Below are 20,816 nucleotides of genomic sequence, written 5' to 3'. Positions count from 1 at the left end.
GACGTCAGGGGCGGCGCGGCAGCTCGGGGTCGCAGAGCCGCTCCAGGGCGGGCAGCGCGGTGAGCAGGCTCTCCAGCTCCGTGTCGTCCAGCCGTCCCAGGTGCTCCTCCAGCCAGACCTCGCGGCTCTTGAGCACCTGCTCCCGCTCGTCGGCGCCGCTGGGCGTCAGCTCGATCAGCGCCGCCCTGCGGTCGGCGGGGTCGGCGGTACGGGAGACGTAGCCGAGTTCGATGAGGCGGTTGAGCGACCTGGTCACCGACGGCGGGGACACCCTTTCCGACGCCGCCAGCTCGCCCGCGGAGACGGGCTGGTTGCGGCCGATGTTGAAGAGCAGCGAAATGAGGGCATAGCTCAGACCGTCGTCATTCTGCTGCCGCAATACCCGTCCGAGGCGACCGAGCGTCATCCGCAGGCGCGTCAGATCCTCGCGCCGGATGGCGTGCTCGTGCTTGACGCGGTCGACAGAGCCGTTAGTGGTCGTGGTCATCCTTACCCCGAATCTGGGCGTTCGCCTCATCAACTTCGCGCTGCTAAGTATGCGCCCGGCGGGCTTCCCGACGCCACGTGCCCACGCCGTAGATCTGTCAGGGCCATGTCCAGAAACCCCGTTTCATCGGGGGTTTGCGTACATCTGCGCTGATTCGCCGAACACCCTTGCGGGTGTCGGATTCAGCCATTAGTTTACATGGTTAGATAAATTGTGGCGACCGTCACACGGAGATCCCGTATCCCTGAGGAGGGAAAATGAAGGACTTCAGGCCGGAGCTGACATACACCAGCTTCGAGGCGCACATGCACAAGGCCAAAACACCTCTGCAGCTCAAGCATCTCGAGACGGTCGTCCACCACTCGAAGGGCGAGGTGCTGGCCGACCTCGACATGGTCCTGCCGACGCTCTCGGACGACCCGCAGTACCACGAGTACGGCGTCCTGGGGAACGTCAAGGGGGACACCGGCCCGAAGGGCATCGAGCAGGTTCGAGCCAACTACACCGAGATGGTGAACAACGGCTCGTACGTCATCGAGTCGAAGAAGACCCGTGTGGTGGTCGGCGACTACGACATCGTCACCGAGGGCACCTTCCGGCAGATCCTGACCGCCGCGGTCGCCCGCAAGATGGGCTTCGTGGACGACACCTCGCCCGCGAGCCCCTTCTACGTGCTGTCGGCCAGGACCGTCGTCTTCTGGGAGTTCGACGAGAACGACAAGGCCAAGGGCGAGGACCGCTACGTCCTGGACCACCACATCGTCCCGCTGGCCGAGGAGGACCTGCCGGACGACTACCCCGACAAGTTCCGCACCGCGCCGAAGGCCGAGGTCTGAGCACATGACGACACGCACCGAGGGCCGGTCGCTGGAGCAGCGGATCGACGAGCTGGAGGGCCGGGCGGAGTTCGCCGACATCGTCGCGGGCTACTGCGAGGGCACCGACCGCCGCGACATCGACCGCTTCATGAGCATCTGGCACGACGACGCCGAGTACCTGATCCCCGGCGGGCGCGGCGACTTCCACGGCACGGACGAGATCCGCCGCTCGCAGGAGGTCATCGGGAAGGTGTGGAAGGAGACCTATCACTGGACCACCAACCACACGGCCCGCTACGAGACCCCCGACCGCGCGACCGGCCGCAGTGACGCCATCGCCGTCTGCGTCCACCCGGACGGCAGGATCAGTTGGGTGAGCTGCACCTACCACGACGTCTACGAGCGCCGCGCGGGCGCCTGGAAGCTCGCCCGGCGCCTGGTCGAGCGCTACTTCGTGAGCGCGCCGCAGGACGTCGCACTGCTTCCGCCCTTCTGACCGCAGGACCGCCGACACGGGCCCCATCGTCAAGGAGACGAGATGAGTGCTGGACGAGTGCTGGTGGCCGGGGCCAGCGGGCTCATAGGGGCCGCGGCGATCACCGCCTTCGCCGCCGAGGGGTGGGACGTGGTCGCCTTCTCACGACGCCCGCCCGAGGCGGCCGGATTTGTACGGTGCCGGCACGTGCCGGTGGACCTCACGGACGGGTCCGCGGCCCGCGAGGCCGTCGCCGCGCTGGCACCCCGGCCGACCCACCTGGTCTACGCGGCGGCGTACGAAAAACCGGACCTGGTCGCCGGGTGGTCCGACCCGCGGCAGATGGCGACCAACGAGGCGATGCTCGGCAACGTCCTCGGGCCGCTGGCCGAGGGGGGCGCGCTGCGGCACGCCACCGTCATGCAGGGGACGAAGGCGTACGGCGCCCACCTGCACCCGATCCCGGTCCCGGCGCGGGAGCGGGCGCCGCGCGATGACCACGAGAACTTCTACTGGCGCCAGGAGGACCTGCTCAGGGAGGTGGCCGACCGCCACGCGTTCGACTGGACCATTCTGCGGCCGGTCCAGGTCGTGGGACCGGCGTACGGCGTCTCCTACTGCACACCGCCGGTGATCGGCGCCTTCGCCGCGCTCAGTGCCGCGACGGGCATCCCGTTCGGCTTCCCCGGCGGCACGGTCCACCCGGTCCGCCAGGTGGTGGACGCGCGGCTGGTCGCGGGCGCCCTGGTGTGGGCGGCGACCTCGCCCGCGGCTCGGGGCGAGCACTTCAACCTGACGAACGGCGAGGTGTTCTCCTGGCAGGAGCTCTGGCCGTCCCTGGCCGACGCGATGGGCGTGCCGTGCGCGCCGCCCCGTCCGATGAGTCTGACCGAGGAGCTGCCCCGGCTGGCCGGGGTCTGGCAGGACATCGTGACCAAGCACGGGCTCCGCCCGCTCTCCCTGCTCGACGTCCTCGGCCGGTCGCATCAGTACGCCGACTACACCTTCGGTTACGGCCTGACGACGATGCCGCCGCCCGCGCTCGTCAGCACGGTCAAGGTGAAACAGGCCGGCTACACCCGGGTCCACGACACCGAGGCGACCTTCCGCGACGCGCTGCGGACGCTGGTCGAGCGCCGTGTGCTGCCCGACCTGACGGGAGCCGCCGGGTGAACGCGCCGCCCGCGGCGCGCGAGCCCCGGCTGGTCCTGGCCTGGGGCACCGTGCGCGACGCGTCGTTCCCCGACCGTGTCGCCGCGGCCCGCCGGGCCGGGTGCGAGGGGATCGGGCTCGCGATCCCGTACTTACCGGGACCTGCTCGCGCGGGGGTGGAAGGACCGCGACCTCGCCGCGGTGCTCGCCGAGTGGGACGTGCGGATCAACGAGGTCGAGGTGCTGTTCGGCTTCCACGGCGCGCCGGGCCGACCGGCGGGTGTCGCCGGCCGTCCTGGTCTGGTCTACGCCGACCCGGAGCTGGAGAGGACCGCCTTCCACCTGGCCGACACCTTCGGGGTGCCCTTCGTGCAGACCGTCGGCACCTTCGACGCCCGGCCGGTTGCCGACGCCCGGCCGATCGGACCTGAAGTGGTGGACGCCTTCGGGGAGTTGTGCGACCGGGCGGCGGCGCACGGGCTGAGGGTGGCGCTGGAATTCGTGCCGTACAGCAGCATCCCCGACCTGGCGTCCGGGCTGGCCGTCGTGGCCGGGGCGGACCGTGACAACGGCGGTCTGTGCGTGGACAGTTGGCACTTCTTCCGCGGTGACCCGGACCTGGGGCTGCTGCGTACGGTGCCGCCGGAGCGCGTGTTCATGGTGCAGTTCAACGACGGCCCGGTGCCGCCGGTCGACCCCGACCGCATGGTGGACGCCGTCCACCACCGGGTCCTGCCCGGCGAGGGCGACTTCGACCTGCGCGCGTTCGTGGCGGCCCTCGACCGGCCGGGCGTCGAGGCGCCGTTCTCGGTCGAGGTCTACTGCGACGCGCTGCGGTCGCGGCCGACGTCCGAGGTGGCGCGGCGGGCGGCGGACGCCACGCGCGCGGTCGTCGCGTCCGCGCCGCGAACCCTCTGAAACGACCCGTGGTGTGACCGTTGACACGTATTGCTTCGCCTGGTTAAGTACACATGGCTAAGTAATGGTGGGGATGAGGAGCAGATGAACCCTTACCGTGTCGCCGTCGTCGGTTCGGGACCGGCGGGCGTCTACGCGACCGACGCTCTCGTGCGCGGCGCGCTCGATGTGTCGGTCGACGTCTACGACCGGCTGCCCACGCCGTACGGCCTGGTGCGGTACGGCGTCGCGCCCGACCACTCGAGGATCAAGTCCATCGTGGTCGCCCTGCGGAAGGTGCTCGAACGCGACGGGGTCCGCTTTCTCGGTGACGTCCACGTCGGCCGCGACGTGACGACGCGGGAACTCGCGGAGCTGTACGACGCGGTGGTGTTCGCGACCGGCGCCTCCGTCGGCCGCAGGCTCTCCGTACCGGGGGAGGAGCTGGCCGGGGTCTGCTCGGCCACCGACTTCGTCGCCTGGTACAGCGGCCATCCCGACCACGCCCGCGCGGGGGAGTCCTTCCCGCTGGAGGCGGAGTCGGTGGCCGTCGTCGGCGCGGGCAATGTGGCGCTCGACGTGGCGCGCCTGCTGGTGAGGTCGGCGGCGGACCTGGCGCGGACCGACATGCCGCCGCACGTCCTGGACCGGCTCGCGCGCAGCCGTGTCCGCGACGTCCACCTCGTCTGCCGCCGCGGGCCGGAGCACGCGAAGTTCACCGCGAAGGAACTGCGTGAACTGCTCGAACTCCACGATGTCGCGACCGAGTTGGACGCCGGGCTGCTGCCCGCCGGGTCGCAGGACCCGCTGACCGCGGCCAACCTCAAGGTCTTCGCCGACCTCGCCTCCCGTGAGGTGCCCGCCGTCCGGCGCACCCTGCGCTTCCACTTCTGGTCCCGCCCCGTGGAGCTGTTGGGCGACGGCGGCGCCGTCACCGCCGTGCGCCTGGAAAGGACGCGGGAGGCCGACGGCGCGGTCGTGGCGACCGGCGAGGTCACCGATCTCACGGTCGGCATGGTCGTCCGGTCGGTCGGCTACCACAGCACACCGGTCGGCGCCCTGCCGTTCGACGAGGACCTGGGCCGCGTCCCGCACGACGCCGGCCGGGTGCTGGGCCCCGACGGCCGGGCGCTCGACGGTCACTACGTCGCCGGGTGGGCCAAACGCGGGCCGTCCGGGGTCGTCGGCACGAACCGGGCCTGCGCCGCCGACACGGTGGCCGGTCTCGTCGCGGACCTGGCGGCCCGGCCGCCCCGCGGCGCCGGGCCCGACGAGGTCGACCGGGTGCTCGCCGAGCGCGGCGTCAGGCCCGTCACGTACGACGGCTGGCTGTCGATCGACGCGGAGGAGGAGAGCCGCGGCCGGAATTTCGGCCGGGCGCGTACCAAGATCTCCGACTGGGAGACCCTGCGGCACGTCGCCGCCGCGGACGCCGACCGGCCGGACCGCGGCGCCGCCTGACGCGCGGGCGCCCACGACCGCCCGAACCCCGGGCGCACCGCAGGCCGTTCACCACCGCCCGAACCCCGCCCCCACCGGGAGCCGTTCATCACCGCCCGAACCGGCGGGCGTTCACCACTGTCCCTCTCAACCAGGAAGTCGGCATTCCCATGGCCTACGTCATCCACGGCGCCTGCATCGACGTGCTCGACCGGAGCTGCGTCGAGGTCTGCCCGGTCGACTGCATCTACGAGGGCTCGCGCAAGGCGTACATCCACCCCGACGAGTGCGTGGACTGCGGTGCCTGCGAGCCGGTCTGTCCCGTCACGGCCATCAAGTACCGCGACGAAGTACCCGAGGGCCAGGCCGACTTCGTGGAGGACAACGCCCGCTTCTTCCTCGAACCCCTTCCGGGGCGCGACGAGCCGCTGGGCCACCCCGGCGGCTCGGCCGACCTCGGACCCACCGGTGTCGACACCGCTCTGGTGTCCCACCGCCCGGCGTCGTCGGGCGGCGCCTGACCCCATCCACCTCGGAGGCCCAACCCGCCATGGAGAGCCTGAAGGAAGCACGCGACCAAGACCCGTATCCCTTCTTCGCCGACCGACTCGCCCGCGGTCCCGTCCACTGGGACGAGGGCATGAACGCCTGGATCGTCGTCGGCTACGAGGAGTGCCGGTACATCCAGCTCAACGAGGATCTCTTCGCCCACCCGTACTTCGAACTCAAGGGCGCGGCGGACGTCTACGGGGGACCCAAGGGAGTGCTGCTCCTCCAGGGCGAGCAGCACCACCGCGTCCACAACTTCCTCCTCCAGCACTTCACGCCGACGACGGTCCGCAAGTACCGCACCGCCTTCATCGCGGAGCTGGTGAGCACCCGGCTCGACGCGATCGAGGGGCGCACCCATGTCGACCTCGCCGCCGAGTTCGCCTCGGTGGTGCCCAGCGACGTCATCGCCGCGCTGCTCGGACTCGACTGGCGCGACGAGGAGTTGATGGCCAAGTGCCGTCGCTGGAACTCCACGATGTTCCGCTGGACCGAGACCTTCGGCGAGGACGAGGAGGCGTACGCGGAGGCGGCCGCCGCGGCCTCCGCCCTCAACGAGGTGCTGCTCCCGGTCATCAGGGCGCGCCGGGACGAGCCGCGCGACGACCTGATCTCGGTGCTGTGGGAGCAGGGGCAGGGCGTGCTGGAGCAGTGGGGCGAGGAGGAGATCCTGGCGCAGGCGCGGGTGCTGTTCTTCGCCGGTACCGACACCACCGCGCACTTCCTGAAGAACGCCATCCACACGCTGCTGAACCACCCCGAGTTGCAGGACCGCATCCGCGGGGACGAGCGTCAGATCGTGGCCTTCGGCGAGGAGGTGCTGCGCTACCTGGCGCCCGTGCAGTTCCGGGTGCGCGTGGCGACCCGTGACGTGGAGGTGGCGGGACGGCTGATCGCCAAGGGCGACCGGGTGCACCCGGTCAACGGGGCCGCGAACCGGGACCCCCGGCAGTTCCACCACCCCGAGACCGTCGACCTGGACCGCGGCAATCTCAAGACGCACGTCGCGTTCAACGTCGGCCCGCGCTACTGCGTCGGCGCGGCGCTCTCGCGCGGCGAGGAGGTCGAGGTGATCTCGCAGTTGCTCGACCGCTACGGGACGCTGCGCTGGGACCGCGACGCGGAACCGGCGCGCTACCGCGGCTACATGCCGCGCTCGTTCAGCCCGCTCAACGCCGTGGTGACCCCGGCCGAAGAGGCCGCCCCGGCCACCGCCACCGCAACCGCCACCGTCAGCGCGGACGCGGACGCCTGCGTGGGCGCGGGGAACTGCGTCCTGGTGGCGCCCTCGGTCTTCGGCCTGGACGACGACGGGGCCGTGGCCGTGCTGCGGGAGCGGATCGGCGCCGCCGACCGCGCCGCGGCGGACGCGGCGGCGGCCGGGTGTCCGGCCGCCGCGATCATCGTGGAGGACTGACGACGCGGACAGCGAAAAGGTGGCCGGGCCCCGAGGGCCCGGCCACCGTCGTACGCGGCTGACGTACGGTCAGATCGCGGCCACGCGGCCCGATCGCGCGGACGCCTCGGCGAAGTCCACGACGGTCGTGTCCCGGACCGAGCCGAGACGGTCCCGCTGGGCGATGATGTCGTCCAGCCGCAGCGCCGTGCTCCCGGTGATCTCGTCGGCGGGCGTCCACTCCCGCATGCGGGACACCGTCGGGCCGTGGACGACGAAGACCTGGCCGGTGATCCCCCGCGAGTGCGCGCAGCCGAGGAAGGCCGTGAGCGCGGCGACGCTCTCGGGGTCCCACTCGTCGGCCGCGCCCTCGGCGGGCGCCATGCCCTCGACGACGCCTTCGGTCATGCCGGTCCGGGCGCGCGGGCAGATGGAGTTGGCGCGTACGCCGTAGCGTGCCAGCTCGCGCGCCGCGACCTGGGTGAGGGCGACGATGCCCGCCTTGGCGGCCGAGTAGTTGACCTGCCCGAAATTGCCGTAGAGCCCGGCCTCCGAGGACGTGGTCACCACGGCGGCGTCGACCGGCTCGCCGGACGCCTGGTGCAGCGCCTTCCAGTGGGCGGCGGCGAAGTGCAGGGGACCGGCGTGGCCCTTGAGGTGGACGGCCATCACCGCGTCCCACTCGGCCTCGGAGATGTTGACGATGGTGCGGTCCCGGATGATGCCCGCGTTGCAGACGAGGAAGTCGAGCTTTCCCCGGACGCCGGCCGCCTGGGCGATCAGCCGCTCCGCGCCGTCCCAGGTGGAGATGTCGTCCCCGTTGGCCTCGGCGCTGCCCCCGGCCGCGCGGATCTCCTCGACGGCCTCGTCGGCGACCGGCCGGCCCTCCGGCGTACGGCCCACGTCGTTGACCACCACATGCGCGCCCGCCCGTGCGAGCGCCCGCGCCTCGGCGCGCCCGATGCCCTGGCCGGCCCCCGTGACGACGGCGACCTTCCCCTTCAGCTCGTCCATTTCTCGCCCTTCTCCTCCGTGCTCGTGCGGCTCGGTCCGCGAGATGTGCCCCCGGGTGATCAGCGTGAACAGCGTGATCAGGAGGCACTGAAACACATTTGCTTAGCCAGGTAAAGAGATTGACGCGATCCATTGCGCTCGGTTTAAGACGATGTTACACATGGCTAACCACTTCCCGTGAACGGCCTCCGCTTCGCCGTCCGCACAGTTCGCGACGAGAGGAAAGAGCATGGCCGCTGCTCCCGCGCCGACGACGAGGACCGACCGCGAGGCGTACTACCGCGAGCACGGATACTGGACCTCCGAGCGTCTCGGATGGTGGGTGTTCGACGTCGCCGAGCGCACCCCGGACCGCGAATTCCTGGTGATCGGCGACCTTCGGCTGACGTACGGCGAATTCGCCGCGTGGGCCGATGTGCTCGCCGCGCACTTGGTCGAGGCGGGAGTCGTACGCGGCGACCGCGTCATGATCCAGCTGCCGAATCTGGCGGAGGCGCTGCTGGGCCAGGTCGCCGCCTTCCGGATCGGCGCGGTCAACGTCCCGGTCGTGCCGATCTACCGCGAACACGAGATGGCGCACATCGTCAACGACTGCAAGCCGCGCGCGGTGATCTCGATCGCGGAGAACCGCGGCAGGCGCCCCGCCGAAGAGCTGGACGGCATCCTGGAGGGCGCCACCTGGGGACCGGTCGCCCGCTTCTGCGTGGACCTGGTGGAGCCGCGGCCCGGCTGGCGCGCCTTCCCCGGCCGGGACGACCGGCGGCCCGCCGTCTCGCTCCCCGACCCGCTCGAACCCGACCGGTGCTGCCTGATGCTCTACACCTCGGGGACGACCTCCGCGCCCAAGGGCGTCGAGCTGACGGGCCAGGGGTTCGTGTCCAACGCGCGCAGCATCCGGCACACCATGTCGCTGAGCGCCAAGGACGTCTTCTTCTGCGCCTCGCCCCTGTCCCACCTGGCCGGTTTCAACGCCGGGGTCGTCTGGCCCGCGTCCATGGGCGCCAAGATCGTCGTGATGCCGGTCTGGAACGGCGCGGAGGCGGCCCGGATCATCGAACGCGAACGGTGCACCTTCACCACCGCAGCCTCGGTGTTCCTCCACGACCTGGTCGCGGCCCACCGCGAGGGCATCGGCGCCGGCCACCCGATCTCGGTGTTCATGTCCGGCGGCGCGGCGACCGTACCCGATCTGATCCGGGAGGCGGGCGAGGTCGGGATCACCGCGCTGCGCGGCTACGGCATGACGGAGACCGGCGGGGGAGTCTCCTGGGTCGCCCCCACCGAACCGCTCGACATCAGGGCCGAGTACGACGGCGCCGTCGTCCCCGGCAGCGAGATCCAGGCCGTCGACGCCGAGCGCCGGCCGCTCCCGCCCGGCGCGGAGGGCGAACTGCGGATCAGGGGTCCGCAGGCCCTCATCGGCTACACCGACCCGGCCCTCACCCGCGAACAGCTCGACAAGGAGGGCTGGTTCTACACCGGCGACCTCGGCCGGGTCGACGCGCGCGGTCTGGTCCGCATCACCGGCCGTACCAAGGACATCATCAACCGCGCGGGCGAGAAGTTCTCCGCCCGCGACATCGAGGAACTCATCCAGCGGCACCCGGCCGTCGACATGGCGGCCGTGGTCGGACTGCCCGACCCGCGGCTCGGCGAGGTCGTCGGCGCCTTCGTCACCCTCGCCGCGGGCCAGAAGTGGCCGGGCGACGGCGAGATGACGGCGTACCTGGACCGGGCCAAGCTCGCCAAGCAGAAGATCCCCACCTCGTGGCAGGTGCTCCCCGAGCTGCCCAGAACCGCCTCGGGCAAGATCCAGAAACACGAACTGCGCCACACGAACTCCACGACGAACAGGAGGAGTTGAGCCGTGACCCGCCCCGACCGCACCCCGGTCATCGCCGCCGTCGGACTGTCCGACGGTCCCAAGGCGCCCCATCTCGACGCGCTCGGCCACCAGGCCCAGGCGATGCAACGCGCGCTGGCCGACTCCGGCCTGCGCAAGGACGACATCGACGGCTTCGGCTGCGCCGAGGCGTGGATCCCCGGCGTCCCCGGCGTCGACCTCCCCGAGACCGCGGAGTACCTGGGCCTCGACCCGCGGTGGATCGAGGGCACGTACACCGGAGGATCGGCCTACGAGTTCCAGATCCAGCACGCCGAGGCCGCGATCCGGTCCGGCATGGCGGACACGATCCTCCTCACCTACGGCAGCGATCTGTTGACCCGGATGGGCCGGAGCCTCGGCACGGCGTACGGCCGCAGGCCCGTCGGCGGCGCGGCGTACGAGGAGCCGTACGGCAAGACGACGGTCGCCGCGTACGCGATGGCCGCGCGGCGCCACATGTACGAGTACGGCACCACGCCGGAACAGCTCGCCAGCGTCGCCGTCGCGGTCCGCGAACACGCGGCCCACAATCCGCAGGCCATATACCGCAAGCCGCTGACCGTGGACGACGTCCTCGGCTCCCGGATGATCGCCGACCCGCTGCACCTGTTCGACTGCTGCGCGATCACCGACGGCGGCGGCGCCGTCATCGTCACCACCGAGGAGCGCGCCCGCGACCTCAGGCAGCCGTACGTCTCGATCCTGGGCACGGCCGCCCGCCAGAACCACTGGAACATCTCGCAGGCGCCGGACGTGACCACCACGGCGGGCGCCCGCTCCGGCCCCGACGCCTTCGCGCGCGCCGGACTGACCCCGGCCGACGTGGACATGGCCATGCTCTACGACAGCTTCACCATCACGGTCATCCTGCTGCTGGAGAGCCTGGGCTTCTGCGAGCCGGGCGAGGGCGGCCCCTTCGCCGAGGAGGGCAACCTCCGGCTCGGCGGGAAGCTGCCCGTCAACACCGACGGCGGCGGCCTGTCCGCCTGCCATCCGGGACTGCGCGGGATCTTCCTGCTGATCGAGGCGGTCAGACAACTGCGCGGCCAGGCCGGTGAGGTGCAGGTGCCGGACTGCGAGGTGGCGCTCGCGGCCGGCTCCGGCGGCTGGTTCTCCACGATCGGCGTCACCATCCTCGGGAAAGGCAGATGAGGCAGATGGCAACCGAGAACATCCGCGGCCCACAGGGGACCCTCGACGTCATCGACGTGGCCGACACCTGGGCGAAGCCGGTCCCCGAACTCGACCCGGTCAGCGCCACCTACTTCCGCGCCGCCCAGGAAGGCACGCTGCTGATCCAGCGCTGCCCGTCCTGCCACGCCACGCAGCACTACCCGCGGCTGATCTGCCGCGTCTGTGCGGCGACGCCCGAGTGGGAGGCGGCGAGCGGGCGGGGCACCGTCTACACCTACACCGTCGTCCGGCAGGCGGGCATGCCCGGATTCGACGAGGACGCGCCGTACGTGATCGCGCTGGTCGACCTCGACGAGGGGCCGCGCATGATGGGCAACATCACCGACTGCCCCGTGGACGAGGTCCGCGTCGGCCAGCGCGTCCAGGCGTATCAGTTGCGGATCGCCGACGGGATCGGCCTGCCCCAGTGGCGGCCCGAGGCCACCTCCGGCTGAGACCGCGCCACGCGACCGAGGCCACCTCCGGCTGAGACCGCGCCACGCGACCGAGGCCGGGTCCGGCCGAGGCCGCACCCTACCGAGAGCACCTCCGGCTGAGCCCGCTCGCGGCTGAGCCCGCCCACCCTCCCCGTGACGCGCGTACGCGCCGTCGCCGGCGATCCATCATTTCACTTCGTTAAGGAGCCTGTTGTGCACAGATCCCTCTTCGGCGTCGGCGTCCTGGCGCTCGCCGCCACGATGTCGCTCGCCGCCTGCGGCTCCAACGGCGGGGGCAGCACCTCCGGCGGTGGCGGCGGCAAGACCCTGGTCATCGGCTTCGCCGCCCCGCTCACCAGCGGCAACGCGGCAGTGGCCGAGCAGATGGTCAACACGGCCAAACTGGCCGTGAAGACGATCAACGCGGACGGCGGCGCGGGCGGCCGGAAGCTCTCCCTCAAGGTCTACGACGACAAGCTCACCGCCGACGAGTCGGCCAAGGTCGCCCAGCGGGCCATCACGGTCGACAAGGCCGGGGTCATGATGGGCGGCTACACCAGCATCGAGGGACTGGCGATCCGCAAGATCGTCGAGCCGCGCAAGATCGTCTTCATCAACTCCTCGACGATCTCACCCGCCCTGATGGACGGCGCGAAGTACACCTTCCGCACCACCGTCGACCAGAGCGACTACCCGGTCCAGATGATCGACCTGCTCAAGTCGCTCGGCTACAAGCACCCGGTGGTGACCGCGGACGACGGCCCGACCGGATCGACGCTGTGGAAGCCGATCGTCGACCAGGCGAAGCAGGCGGGCATGGACCCGGGCGACACCGTGCACTACACGCTGGGCGCGACCGACCTGACCTCGGCCGTGACCAAGCTGAAGGGCGAGCACCCGGACGCCGTCGTCCACATCGGCTCCGCGGCGGCCGACGCGGGACTCATGCTCAAGACGATGGCGGAGGCCGGGGTCAACGTGCCCGTCGTCGGCTTCGGCTCGCTCATCGCGCCGGACGCCCTGAAGATCGGCGGCGACGCGTACACCAAGCTCCCGGCGATCTACACGCTGGCCAACCAGCAGCCGTCCAAGCCGGAGTACCAGGACTTCGTCAAGGCGTACGCCACCGAGTACGGCGGCAGCGCGGACGCGCTCGCGCTGGGCCTGGCGGAGCAGGCGGGCGCCACCTGGGACGCCTTCACCGTCCTGAAGAAGGGGCTCGACGCCACCAACGGCGACACCGACGGGGACAAGCTCGCCAAGGCGATCGACGCGATCACGCCCTTCGCGGGCGCCGCGGGCAAGGACGGCTCGCTGATCAACTTCGGTGACGGACGCGACGGATTCAGCAAGTCGCTCGTGGCCTTCCAGTTCGTCGGCGGCAAGCCCAAGGAACTGGCGAAGCAGCCCTCGTGACCCGGCGCGACCCGGTCGACGCGCCGGGCCCCACACCCCGGGGCCCGGCGCTCGACGCCCAGGACGTCCGGCGGATCACCGCCCTGCTCACCGCGTACTGCGACAGCGTGGACACCGGTGACTTCGCGCGCTTCGCCCGCCTCTTCCGCGACGGCACCTGGCTGGGAATGCCCGGCGCCGACGTCGAGGACTGGATGCGGGAGAACGTCCTCACCTACGACGGCGCCACGCACACCCGGCACCGCGTGCACGACATCAGCCTGGCACCCGGCGGTTCGCGGGACGAGGCGTACGGGACCTGCGGCATCGAGGTCACCCAGCGGTTCCCCGGTGAGCGGGCCCTGCTCGTCACCCGCAACACCTACGCCGACCGGTTCCGCCGCGTGGACGGCCGGTGGCGGTTCGACTCCCGGACGATCACGCGGCGGCAGCCCGGCGACGACTCCCGGCACCGGCGCCGGGGGAGCGGCCGGGACGACAACCAGAAGGGACGAGGCACGTGCGGATCTTCGACGGGCTGACGGATCTGGCCGACTCCGAAGGCGAGGATCTGGGGGCCAGCGACTGGATCGCGGTCGACCAGAAGCGCATCGACGCCTTCGCCGACGCGACCGGGGACCACCAGTGGATCCACGTCGACCCGGACCGCGCGGCCTCCGGCCCCTTCGGGCGGACGGTCGCCCACGGCTACCTGACCCTGTCGCTGCTCGCCGAACTCACCACCCGGCTCTACCGCGTCGACAACGTCTCCTTCGCGGTCAACTACGGCCTGGACCGCGTCCGGTTCGTCACGCCCGTGCTCGAAGGCTCCCGCATCCGCGCCACGGCGCGGCTCGCGGAGGCCGCACGCCTGGACGCGGCCGTCCAGGTGAGGCTGGAGAGCACCATCGAGATCGAAGGGTCACGGCGCCCGGCCGCGGTCGTCACCTCACTCGCCCGCTACATCGCCTGAGCCGGGCAGCGTACGAGGCGCGGCGGACCGGGACAGGACATCGTGATGGACCTGCGCGCCGCGCCGCACCGCCTGTGCCCCTTCCACGACCGGCGGCGGGAACTGCCGGGCGGCCGGTGATCCGGGGGCGCTCTCTGCGGAGCGCCCCCGGATCACCGCGGCTGTACGGCTCTACGGCTCTACGGCTTCGGCTACGGCCTACGGCTCGACCGTCTCGATCGCCTGCGCCGGGCAGCCCACTTCGGCCTCGCGGACGTCGTCCCACGTCGCCTCGGGCGGCTCGTCGGCCAGCAGCCGCACGATGCCGTCCTCGTCGCGCTGGTCGAAGACGCCGGGCGCGGTCAGGACGCACATGCCGGAGCCGCAGCACTTGTCGGTGTCGACGTGGACACGCATGAGGCGTTCCTTTCGTTGCGGAGCGGCGGGGTTCACCAGGCGAGCGGGAGCGCGTGCAGCCCGTAGACGGCCATCTCGTGGCGGAAGCGCAGCTCTTCGAAGGGGACGGCCAGGCGCAGGCCGGGGAACCTCTGGAGTACGGCGGGCAGCGCGACGCGCAGTTCGAGGCGGGCGAGCGGCTGGCCGAGGCACTGGTGGACGCCGAAGCCGAAGGCCAGGTGGCGGCGGGCGCCGGGGCGGCCGAGGTCGAGCAGGCCGCCCTCGGGGAAGGCGTCCTCGTCCCGGTTGGCTGCGCCGATCATGCACAGGACGCCCTCGCCCGCCCGTATCCGCGTGCCGCTGACCTCCACGTCCTCGACGGCGACCCGGCCGATCCCGTTGTGGACCACCGTCATGTAGCGCAGCAGCTCCTCGACGGCGGTGTCGAGGGCGGAGCCGTCGCCGTCCTCGTCGAGCCGGGCCGCCTCGTGCAGCCGCGCGGCCTGGGCGGGCTCGCGCAGCAGGGCGAGGACCGACAGGGAGGTCATGTTGGCGGTGGTCTCGTGCCCGGCCACCAGCAGCAGCCGGCCCATCGACGCGATCTCGTCGTCGTCCAGGACGTCCTGCTCGGCGAGGCGGCTGATGATGCTGTCGTCCGGCGCGGCGCGCTTGGCGCGCGCCAACCCGGCGAGATAGGAGCCCAGTTCGTCCTGCGCCGCGGCGACCTCCCGCGGCGGCGCGTCGGTGCGCAGCATCGTGCTGCTGCACTGCTGGAAGAAGGCGTGGTCGGCGTAGGGGACGCCCAGCAGCAGGCAGATGACCATGGAGGGCAGCGGCAGCGCGAAGTCGGCGACCAGGTCCGCGGTGCGGTCGGCGCGGGCGGCCATCCGGTCCAGCAGGTCGTCGGTGACCTGGCGTACGGCCGGTCGCATCTCGGCGACCTTGCGGATCATGAAGTCGGCGGTGAGCATGCGGCGCAGCCGGGCGTGGTCCGGGTCGTCCATCCGGATGAAGGTCGGCCGGTCGGTGGCGAGCGTCCGCAGGCCGGCCGAGAGGAACGGGAAGCCGGGCCGCCTCGCGTCCGAGCTGAAGCTCCGGTCCCGCAGCACGGAGCGGATGTCCGCGTGCCGGGTCACCATCCAGCACGACGTGCCGTCCCACAGCCGGACGCGGCTCAACCCCTCCTCGCCTCGGGCCTGTTCGTAGGCGGGCGGTGGGGCGAAGGGGCACGTCCCTCGGGCGGCGGGGGCGGTGACGGCAACGGGCGGGTGCGCGGCGGTGGCCATGACGGACACTCCTGTCTTGCCGGTGCGGAAGGTGCCAGAGCGGTGCCAGGGGCAGCAGAGGTCAGTGCCTGTAGCACTAAGTGCCGTAGGCAACTAACTTGGTGTCGAGGCTAGTTCGCTCTCCGCACTCGCCGGTAGGGCGGATTCGGGCCGTTTCACGCCGATGCGACCCGGTGGTCACGCCTTCGGTGACGGGACGTCACGCCCCGAACGAGGCGCCCGCTTGAGGTCGGCGCGGCGGCCCCGACCGGCGACGCCGCGCCGTGCCGTCGCGCACCCGCGCGCGTCGCGCCGACCGCCGCCCGGCGCCGTCCGAAACGCATCGGTACGCGGTCGGGTGCGGCCGTTCGGCGTGGCTGCCGTCCGTGGCTGCCGTGCGTGGCTGCCGTGCGTAGGCGCCGTGCGTGGCCGCCGTCACTCCGGGAGCGTGCGCCGCCGGACGTGGGTCACCGGAACCGTCGTGGCCAGGGCCGCGCGATGGGCGGGCGGGGCCGCGAGGGGGGTGAGGTGGAGCGGGGCGCGGGGCCAGTCCCGCACGGTCGGCGCCGTGGCCAGCGCAGTGCTGACGTCGATCGCCGCGGGAGGAGCCGACAGGCCGTGGCCGGTCAGCTTCATCGCCGCCTCCTTGCGCACCCAGGCGTCGAGGAACGCCTCCGGGCGCGCGCTGGGCGGGAGTCGGTCGTACGCGGCGCGCTCGGCGGGGGTCAGGGTGAGCGCCGCGAGGCCGTCCGCGTCACGGTCCGCGTCGAGTTGGTCGAGATCCGCGCCGATCAGGCCGCTGCCGACGACCGCGATCAGCAGCCACTCGCGGGTGTGCGAGACGGAGAAGTCGAAGGCGGCGTCCGCCACTCGGGGGCGGCCGTGCCGGGGCGCGCCGCACAGTGCGCAACCCCGCTCGACGGCCACCTCGGCCGGTGGCACGCCCAAGTAGCGTCCTACGACGAGCCGTTGGGCCGCCCGCGAGGTCAGCAGCGTATCGGCCGCCGCGCCCTCGCCGAGCACCTGCCACCGCTCCCGCTCCTCGGCGCCGAGCAGACCGGCCCACGCCGCGCGCCGCCGCACCGGCACCAGCCACACCTCGCAGGTCCCGGCGACGGGCGCAGCGAGGGCCCTTCCGGCCGCGACCGGCCCGGCCGCAAAGGGGCTCGCCGCCAGAGGCGTGGGGACGAGCGGTCCGGCCGCGGCCCGCCCCGCCGCCTCCGGCCGGCTCATCCGCCGCTCCGTCCCGTCGCGGCGCCGACGGCCCCGGCGTCGACCGCTCCGGCGTCGGCCGGTGCGAGGTCCATGCCGGACCCGTCCGTCGACGCCGGTGCCGGCAGCACCGTCAGCAGATGCGTCACCGCCGTCGCCAACTGCGCGTCCAGGCCGGGCTGCGGCCCCGCCGGGACCACGGCGACCGTGATGTCCGGCTCGACCCCGCGGTTCTCCAGCCCCGCCCCGACCCCGCGGAAGTAGTAGCAGAATTCGGGCTGGGTGGTCACCGTGCCGTCGACCAGCCCGTGCCGCGGCCAGGTGGCGATCGTGCCGCCCCACGTCCGCGTGCCCACCAGCGTGCCCAGGCCGCGCTCGCGGAACATATGGCCGAAGATCTCGCCGTCGGAGCCGGTCTGTTCGTTGATCAGCGCCGCCATCGGACCGCGCGGCGACTCCAGCGGATAGGGCACCGCGCCGCTCCACCGGCCGTGCTCGGTGCCCGTGCGGCTGCGCGCGAGCCGGTCGAGGAGCAGCGGAGAGACATGGCCGCCGCCGTTGAACCGCACGTCGACCACCAGCCCCTCCCGGTCCAGACCGCCGAGGAACTGCCGTACGAAGTCCGCGTATCCGGTCCTGAACATGTCCGGCACGTGCAGATACGCGAGCCTGCCGTCGGAGACGGTGTCCACGTACGCGCTGTTGCGGGCCACCCAGTCCAGGTAGCGGGCGCGGGCCTCGCTGCGGGCCGCGCGGACCACCACCCGGCGCGGGACGGCGCCGCCGCGCAGCACGGTCAGTTCGACCTCGCGGCCCGCGAGACCGGTGAGCAGTTCCGCCGGGCCGCCGGGCCCCACGAGGTGCCCGTCGACCGCGGCGATCTCGTCGCCCGGCCGGATGTCGACGCCCGGCCGGTCGCAGGGCGAGGTGGCGTCGGGGTTCCACGGGTCGCCGCGCAGCACGTGCGCGATCCGCCACCGGCCCTCGGCCTGCGGCGCGGGCTCCCAGTCCACACCGAGGAAACCCTGCGCCTCACCGCTCGGCGCGCCGTAGTCGCCGCCGCGCTCGTACGCGTGCGAGGTCGCCAGTTCGCCGTGCAACTCCCAGACCAGGTCCGAGAGTTCGGCGCGGGTCGCGACCCGGTCGAGCAGCGGCAGATAGCACCGGTGCACCGCGTCCCAGTCGATCCCCGACATGTCGGCGTTCCAGAAGCTCTCGCGCTGGAGCCGCCACGCCTCCCGGAACATCTGCCGCCACTCCGCGGCAGGGACGAACGGGATCTTGACCCGGTCCAGGTCGACCCAGCCGGTGGGCCGCCCCGGCGGGGCGATGGGCGAGTCGAAGTCCTCCACCGCCTCCTTGGGCGCGCCCGCGGGCACCACGCGCAGCCGGTGGTTGTGCCGGTAGAGCAGCGCCGTGCCGGTGCGGTCGGTGCTGATCTCGTCGACCGGCCCGAGATAGTCCTCGGTCACGTCGCCGGTCGCCAGGTCCACCAGGGTGACGCTGCCCTCCTGTTGCTGCTGCGGGTCGTCCGGCTCGGGCGCGCTGAGCGGTACCGACAGCAGCAGCACGCAGTCGGGCAGACCCAGCACCGCCGCGTAGCGGCCCTCGGGGACCGGCAGCGGGACCAGGCGCCGTTCGATACCGGTGAAGTCGATGGCGACCGGCCCTTCCGGATCGCCCTCGTCGTACCCGTCGGGGGAGTACGCGCCGCCCGCCGACTGCTGCGGCGGAGCGAACGGCGGCTGCCGGTCGGCGGTCAGCGGCACCGCGTACGGCCGGGCGCCGAAGGGGAAGCCGATCTCGAACTGGACCTGGTCGTGCTCGGGCGTCAGGTCGCGCTGTCCGACGAAGTACAGATAGCGGCCCGCCGGGTCGAAGGACGGCAGCGCGTCCCGCAGCACCGGTCGGGTGATCCGCGAGGTGCGTCCGGTGTCCACCTCGGCGACCTTGATGGCCGTGCTCCTGGGCGTGTCCGGATAGGTGTAGGCGAGCCAGCGGCCGTCGGGCGACCAGGCCAGATCCTCGATCCGCTCATGGGCGCTGGTGTCGAGCAGCCGCGGCTCCAGCTTCGGCCGGTCGGTGTCGACGCTCCACAGCTCCTGCCGGTTGGTGGCGAAGGCGACCTGCCCGGTGGCGGGCGAGGCGGCCAGCGCGGTGACATAGCCCAGGTCGGCCAGCGGCACGCCGAGCAGCTCCGCGCCGCCCTCCGCGGGCAGCAGCACCAGCCGCTCACCGGGCCCCGAGTCGCCCGCGACCGCGACCAGCCGCTCGCCGTCGGCGAGCCAGTTCAGCAGCCGGTAGCGGACACCGTCCGGGCGCCCGTGCCGCCGTACCGGACCCGACCAGGGCGCGAGCGTGAACGCCTTGCCGCGGGCGGTGACCGCGAGGGTCTGCCCGTCGGGGCCGATCCGCGCGCCGTCCAGGAAACCGGTGGCCGACACGATACGGCGCTGGTGCTGGACGCCCGAGGGGCCCAGCTCCACCCGCAGCCGCCGGGTGCCGCCGCGCGCCGGGTCCAGCACGTGCAGGACCGCGCCGCTGTGGTAGACCAGCCGGCGGCCGTCGCTGGACAGACCGCGCGCGTAGTACTCGTCGTGGTCGGTGTGCCGGGTCAGACCCGTGCCGTCGGAGTGGCAGGAGTAGACGTTGCCGGTGCCCTCGTGGTCGCTGATGAAGTAGATCCGGTTGCCGACCCAGCACGGGTCCGCCGGATTGCCCGCGGGCAGCGCGAGCCGCCGGTACGCGCCGGATCCGTCGTCGTCCACCCAGAGTTCACCGGCCGCGCCGCCGCGGTAGCGCTTGCGGCGCGCCGGGTCGGCGATGCTCCGGCCGATCACCGAACCGCCGCCGGGCCCGTACGACACGGACGCGGCGGGGCCCGCCTCGACCAGCCGCGGCGGGCCGCCGTCGGGGTGCACGGCGAACAGCCGGAAGCCGAAGCCCTCGGGCTGGCCCGCGGTGCTCGCGTACAGGATCTCGCCGGTCAGCGGGTGCCAGCCGGTGACCGTGCACCGGCCCGCCTGGTGGGTCAGCCGGCGGACGGGACCGCCGGAGACCGAGGTCAGGCAGACCTCGGTGAGGCCGTCGGGGGAGCCGGTGAAGGCGACCTGGCGGCCGTCGGGCGAGAGCCGGGGGCCCGCGCACGCGGTCGTGCCCGCGGTGAGCCGCCGCGCGGTGCCGCCTTCGGCGGACACCGTCCACAGGTCGTCCTCGCACACGAAGACCACGGTGTCGCCCACGATCGTCGCGTGGTGCAGATAGCCGCCTTCCGCGGCGCGGGCGCTCATGACGGCTGGGACGACGTGGAGCGGATACGGGCGGCGATCGCACGGCGCCGGTCGGCGACCTGCTCGCGCCGGCGGTGCACGTCCTGCTCGCTCTCGGTCCAGTAGCAGGCGGTGCGCCACTCGCCGACGGTGTAGGAGTCGTACGCGCAGCGCACCCGGCGCTGCTCGGTGAGTTCACCGGACGACACCAGCATCGTGTTGTGCTCCAGGACCTGGTTGACGACCACCCGCATGTTCAACTCCGCGCGGATGTACGCGTGCGCGGCGGTCACGGCGGTCGCGCCGTACGGGCCCCGGCACTCCGGCAGCACGCCGAAGGACAGCTCACAGGTCTGGCCGGGCCAGTCGATCGAGGTGATCCAGGCGAAGCCGACGGTCGCGCCGCGGGAGTCGCACATGGTGAACATCCGCTTGACGTCGTGCTCACGCGTGAGGGTGCGGCGCTGGTTGGCGGTGAGCGCGTCGTCGTCGCTGACGACCGCGAAGTCGGTGAGATTCGCCTGGAAACGCGACTCGCGCAACAGGGCGGTACGCGTGGGGATGTCGTCCTCGGTGAAATGCCGGACGGTCACGAACGGCATGG

The 20,816-nt window shown here is 72.3% G+C and carries 20 protein-coding genes; 13 read left to right on the top strand and 7 right to left on the bottom strand.

Features of this window, described 5'->3' with window-relative positions:
* Positions 1-4: 4 nt before the first annotated feature.
* Complete coding sequence (locus ACIO6U_RS14850) at positions 5-487, bottom strand: MarR family transcriptional regulator (protein WP_355342447.1); 483 nt, start codon at positions 485-487, stop codon at positions 5-7.
* Between the two features lie 257 nt (positions 488-744).
* Here ACIO6U_RS14850 and ACIO6U_RS14845 point away from each other — a divergent pair, with 257 nt between their 5' ends.
* From ACIO6U_RS14845 to ACIO6U_RS14815, 7 genes are all read left to right on the top strand, one after another.
* Positions 745-1,323 (top strand): hypothetical protein, encoded by a 579-nt coding sequence (locus ACIO6U_RS14845; RefSeq protein ID WP_355342444.1) that lies wholly within the window; start codon positions 745-747, stop codon positions 1,321-1,323.
* Between the two features lie 4 nt (positions 1,324-1,327).
* Positions 1,328-1,801 (top strand): nuclear transport factor 2 family protein, encoded by a 474-nt coding sequence (locus tag ACIO6U_RS14840; protein WP_401719010.1) that lies wholly within the window; start codon positions 1,328-1,330, stop codon positions 1,799-1,801.
* Positions 1,802-1,843: 42 nt separating this feature from the next.
* Positions 1,844-2,953 carry an NAD-dependent epimerase/dehydratase family protein gene (locus tag ACIO6U_RS14835; RefSeq protein WP_401308621.1) on the top strand — a complete coding sequence of 370 codons (1,110 nt, stop codon included), beginning with the start codon at positions 1,844-1,846 and terminating at the stop codon, positions 2,951-2,953.
* Positions 2,954-3,133: 180 nt separating this feature from the next.
* Positions 3,134-3,850, top strand: coding sequence for a sugar phosphate isomerase/epimerase family protein (locus ACIO6U_RS14830; RefSeq protein WP_401719007.1), 717 nt, complete (start codon positions 3,134-3,136; stop codon positions 3,848-3,850).
* A gap of 84 nt (positions 3,851-3,934) precedes the next feature.
* On the top strand, positions 3,935-5,290 hold the full coding sequence (locus tag ACIO6U_RS14825) for an FAD-dependent oxidoreductase (protein ID WP_401719005.1): 1,356 nt from the start codon (positions 3,935-3,937) through the stop codon (positions 5,288-5,290).
* Positions 5,291-5,439: 149 nt separating this feature from the next.
* Complete coding sequence (gene fdxA / locus ACIO6U_RS14820; protein ID WP_355342430.1) at positions 5,440-5,790, top strand: ferredoxin; 351 nt, start codon at positions 5,440-5,442, stop codon at positions 5,788-5,790.
* Positions 5,791-5,819: 29 nt separating this feature from the next.
* Complete coding sequence (locus ACIO6U_RS14815) at positions 5,820-7,235, top strand: cytochrome P450 (RefSeq protein WP_401719002.1); 1,416 nt, start codon at positions 5,820-5,822, stop codon at positions 7,233-7,235.
* 69 nt (positions 7,236-7,304) lie between these two features.
* On the opposite strand, the gene ACIO6U_RS14810 is transcribed toward ACIO6U_RS14815, so the two are convergent.
* Positions 7,305-8,228: an SDR family NAD(P)-dependent oxidoreductase gene (locus ACIO6U_RS14810; RefSeq protein WP_401719000.1), complete on the bottom strand. Its 924-nt coding sequence runs from the start codon at positions 8,226-8,228 to the stop codon at positions 7,305-7,307.
* 229 nt (positions 8,229-8,457) lie between these two features.
* Here ACIO6U_RS14810 and ACIO6U_RS14805 point away from each other — a divergent pair, with 229 nt between their 5' ends.
* The 6 genes from ACIO6U_RS14805 to ACIO6U_RS14780 all read left to right on the top strand — a co-directional run bounded on the left by ACIO6U_RS14805 (position 8,458) and on the right by ACIO6U_RS14780 (position 14,091).
* Positions 8,458-10,092, top strand: coding sequence for a class I adenylate-forming enzyme family protein (locus tag ACIO6U_RS14805; protein WP_401718997.1), 1,635 nt, complete (start codon positions 8,458-8,460; stop codon positions 10,090-10,092).
* 3 nt (positions 10,093-10,095) lie between these two features.
* Positions 10,096-11,265: an acetyl-CoA acetyltransferase gene (locus ACIO6U_RS14800; protein WP_401308602.1), complete on the top strand. Its 1,170-nt coding sequence runs from the start codon at positions 10,096-10,098 to the stop codon at positions 11,263-11,265.
* On the top strand, positions 11,262-11,741 hold the full coding sequence (locus ACIO6U_RS14795; protein WP_355342415.1) for a Zn-ribbon domain-containing OB-fold protein: 480 nt from the start codon (positions 11,262-11,264) through the stop codon (positions 11,739-11,741). The genes ACIO6U_RS14800 and ACIO6U_RS14795 overlap by 4 nt, the downstream gene beginning before the upstream one ends.
* A gap of 195 nt (positions 11,742-11,936) precedes the next feature.
* Positions 11,937-13,139 (top strand): ABC transporter substrate-binding protein, encoded by a 1,203-nt coding sequence (locus ACIO6U_RS14790; RefSeq protein WP_355342412.1) that lies wholly within the window; start codon positions 11,937-11,939, stop codon positions 13,137-13,139.
* Positions 13,136-13,660, top strand: a complete 525-nt coding sequence (locus ACIO6U_RS14785; protein WP_401718993.1) for a nuclear transport factor 2 family protein — start codon at positions 13,136-13,138, stop codon at positions 13,658-13,660. Before ACIO6U_RS14790 ends, ACIO6U_RS14785 begins: the two co-directional genes overlap by 4 nt.
* A complete protein-coding gene (locus ACIO6U_RS14780) occupies positions 13,639-14,091 on the top strand; it encodes a MaoC family dehydratase (protein WP_401718990.1) in 453 nt (150 codons plus the stop codon). Before ACIO6U_RS14785 ends, ACIO6U_RS14780 begins: the two co-directional genes overlap by 22 nt.
* Before the next feature lie 198 nt (positions 14,092-14,289).
* Here the strand turns inward: ACIO6U_RS14780 and ACIO6U_RS14775 are convergent, their stop codons facing one another.
* The 5 genes from ACIO6U_RS14775 to ACIO6U_RS14755 all read right to left on the bottom strand — a co-directional run bounded on the left by ACIO6U_RS14775 (position 14,290) and on the right by ACIO6U_RS14755 (position 20,814).
* The gene (locus ACIO6U_RS14775) at positions 14,290-14,487 is read right to left on the bottom strand and encodes a ferredoxin (RefSeq protein WP_188284234.1); all 198 of its coding nucleotides are present in this window, start codon (positions 14,485-14,487) and stop codon (positions 14,290-14,292) included.
* A 32-nt stretch (positions 14,488-14,519) separates the two neighbouring features.
* Positions 14,520-15,752, bottom strand: coding sequence for a cytochrome P450 (locus tag ACIO6U_RS14770; RefSeq protein ID WP_401718987.1), 1,233 nt, complete (start codon positions 15,750-15,752; stop codon positions 14,520-14,522).
* Positions 15,753-16,166: 414 nt separating this feature from the next.
* On the bottom strand, positions 16,167-16,964 hold the full coding sequence (locus ACIO6U_RS14765) for a 4'-phosphopantetheinyl transferase family protein (RefSeq protein WP_401718984.1): 798 nt from the start codon (positions 16,962-16,964) through the stop codon (positions 16,167-16,169).
* Positions 16,961-20,233: a S41 family peptidase gene (locus tag ACIO6U_RS14760; protein ID WP_401718981.1), complete on the bottom strand. Its 3,273-nt coding sequence runs from the start codon at positions 20,231-20,233 to the stop codon at positions 16,961-16,963. Before ACIO6U_RS14760 ends, ACIO6U_RS14765 begins: the two co-directional genes overlap by 4 nt.
* Entirely contained in the window at positions 20,230-20,814 is a 585-nt protein-coding gene (locus tag ACIO6U_RS14755) for a GNAT family N-acetyltransferase (protein WP_355342394.1), read from the bottom strand. The genes ACIO6U_RS14760 and ACIO6U_RS14755 overlap by 4 nt, the downstream gene beginning before the upstream one ends.
* Between the last annotated feature and the right edge of the window lie 2 nt (positions 20,815-20,816).

Source organism: Streptomyces sp. NPDC087422 (genome assembly GCF_044744145.1).
Taxonomy (GTDB): domain Bacteria; phylum Actinomycetota; class Actinomycetes; order Streptomycetales; family Streptomycetaceae; genus Actinacidiphila.
This window is presented reverse-complemented; position numbering and strand designations above follow the sequence as displayed.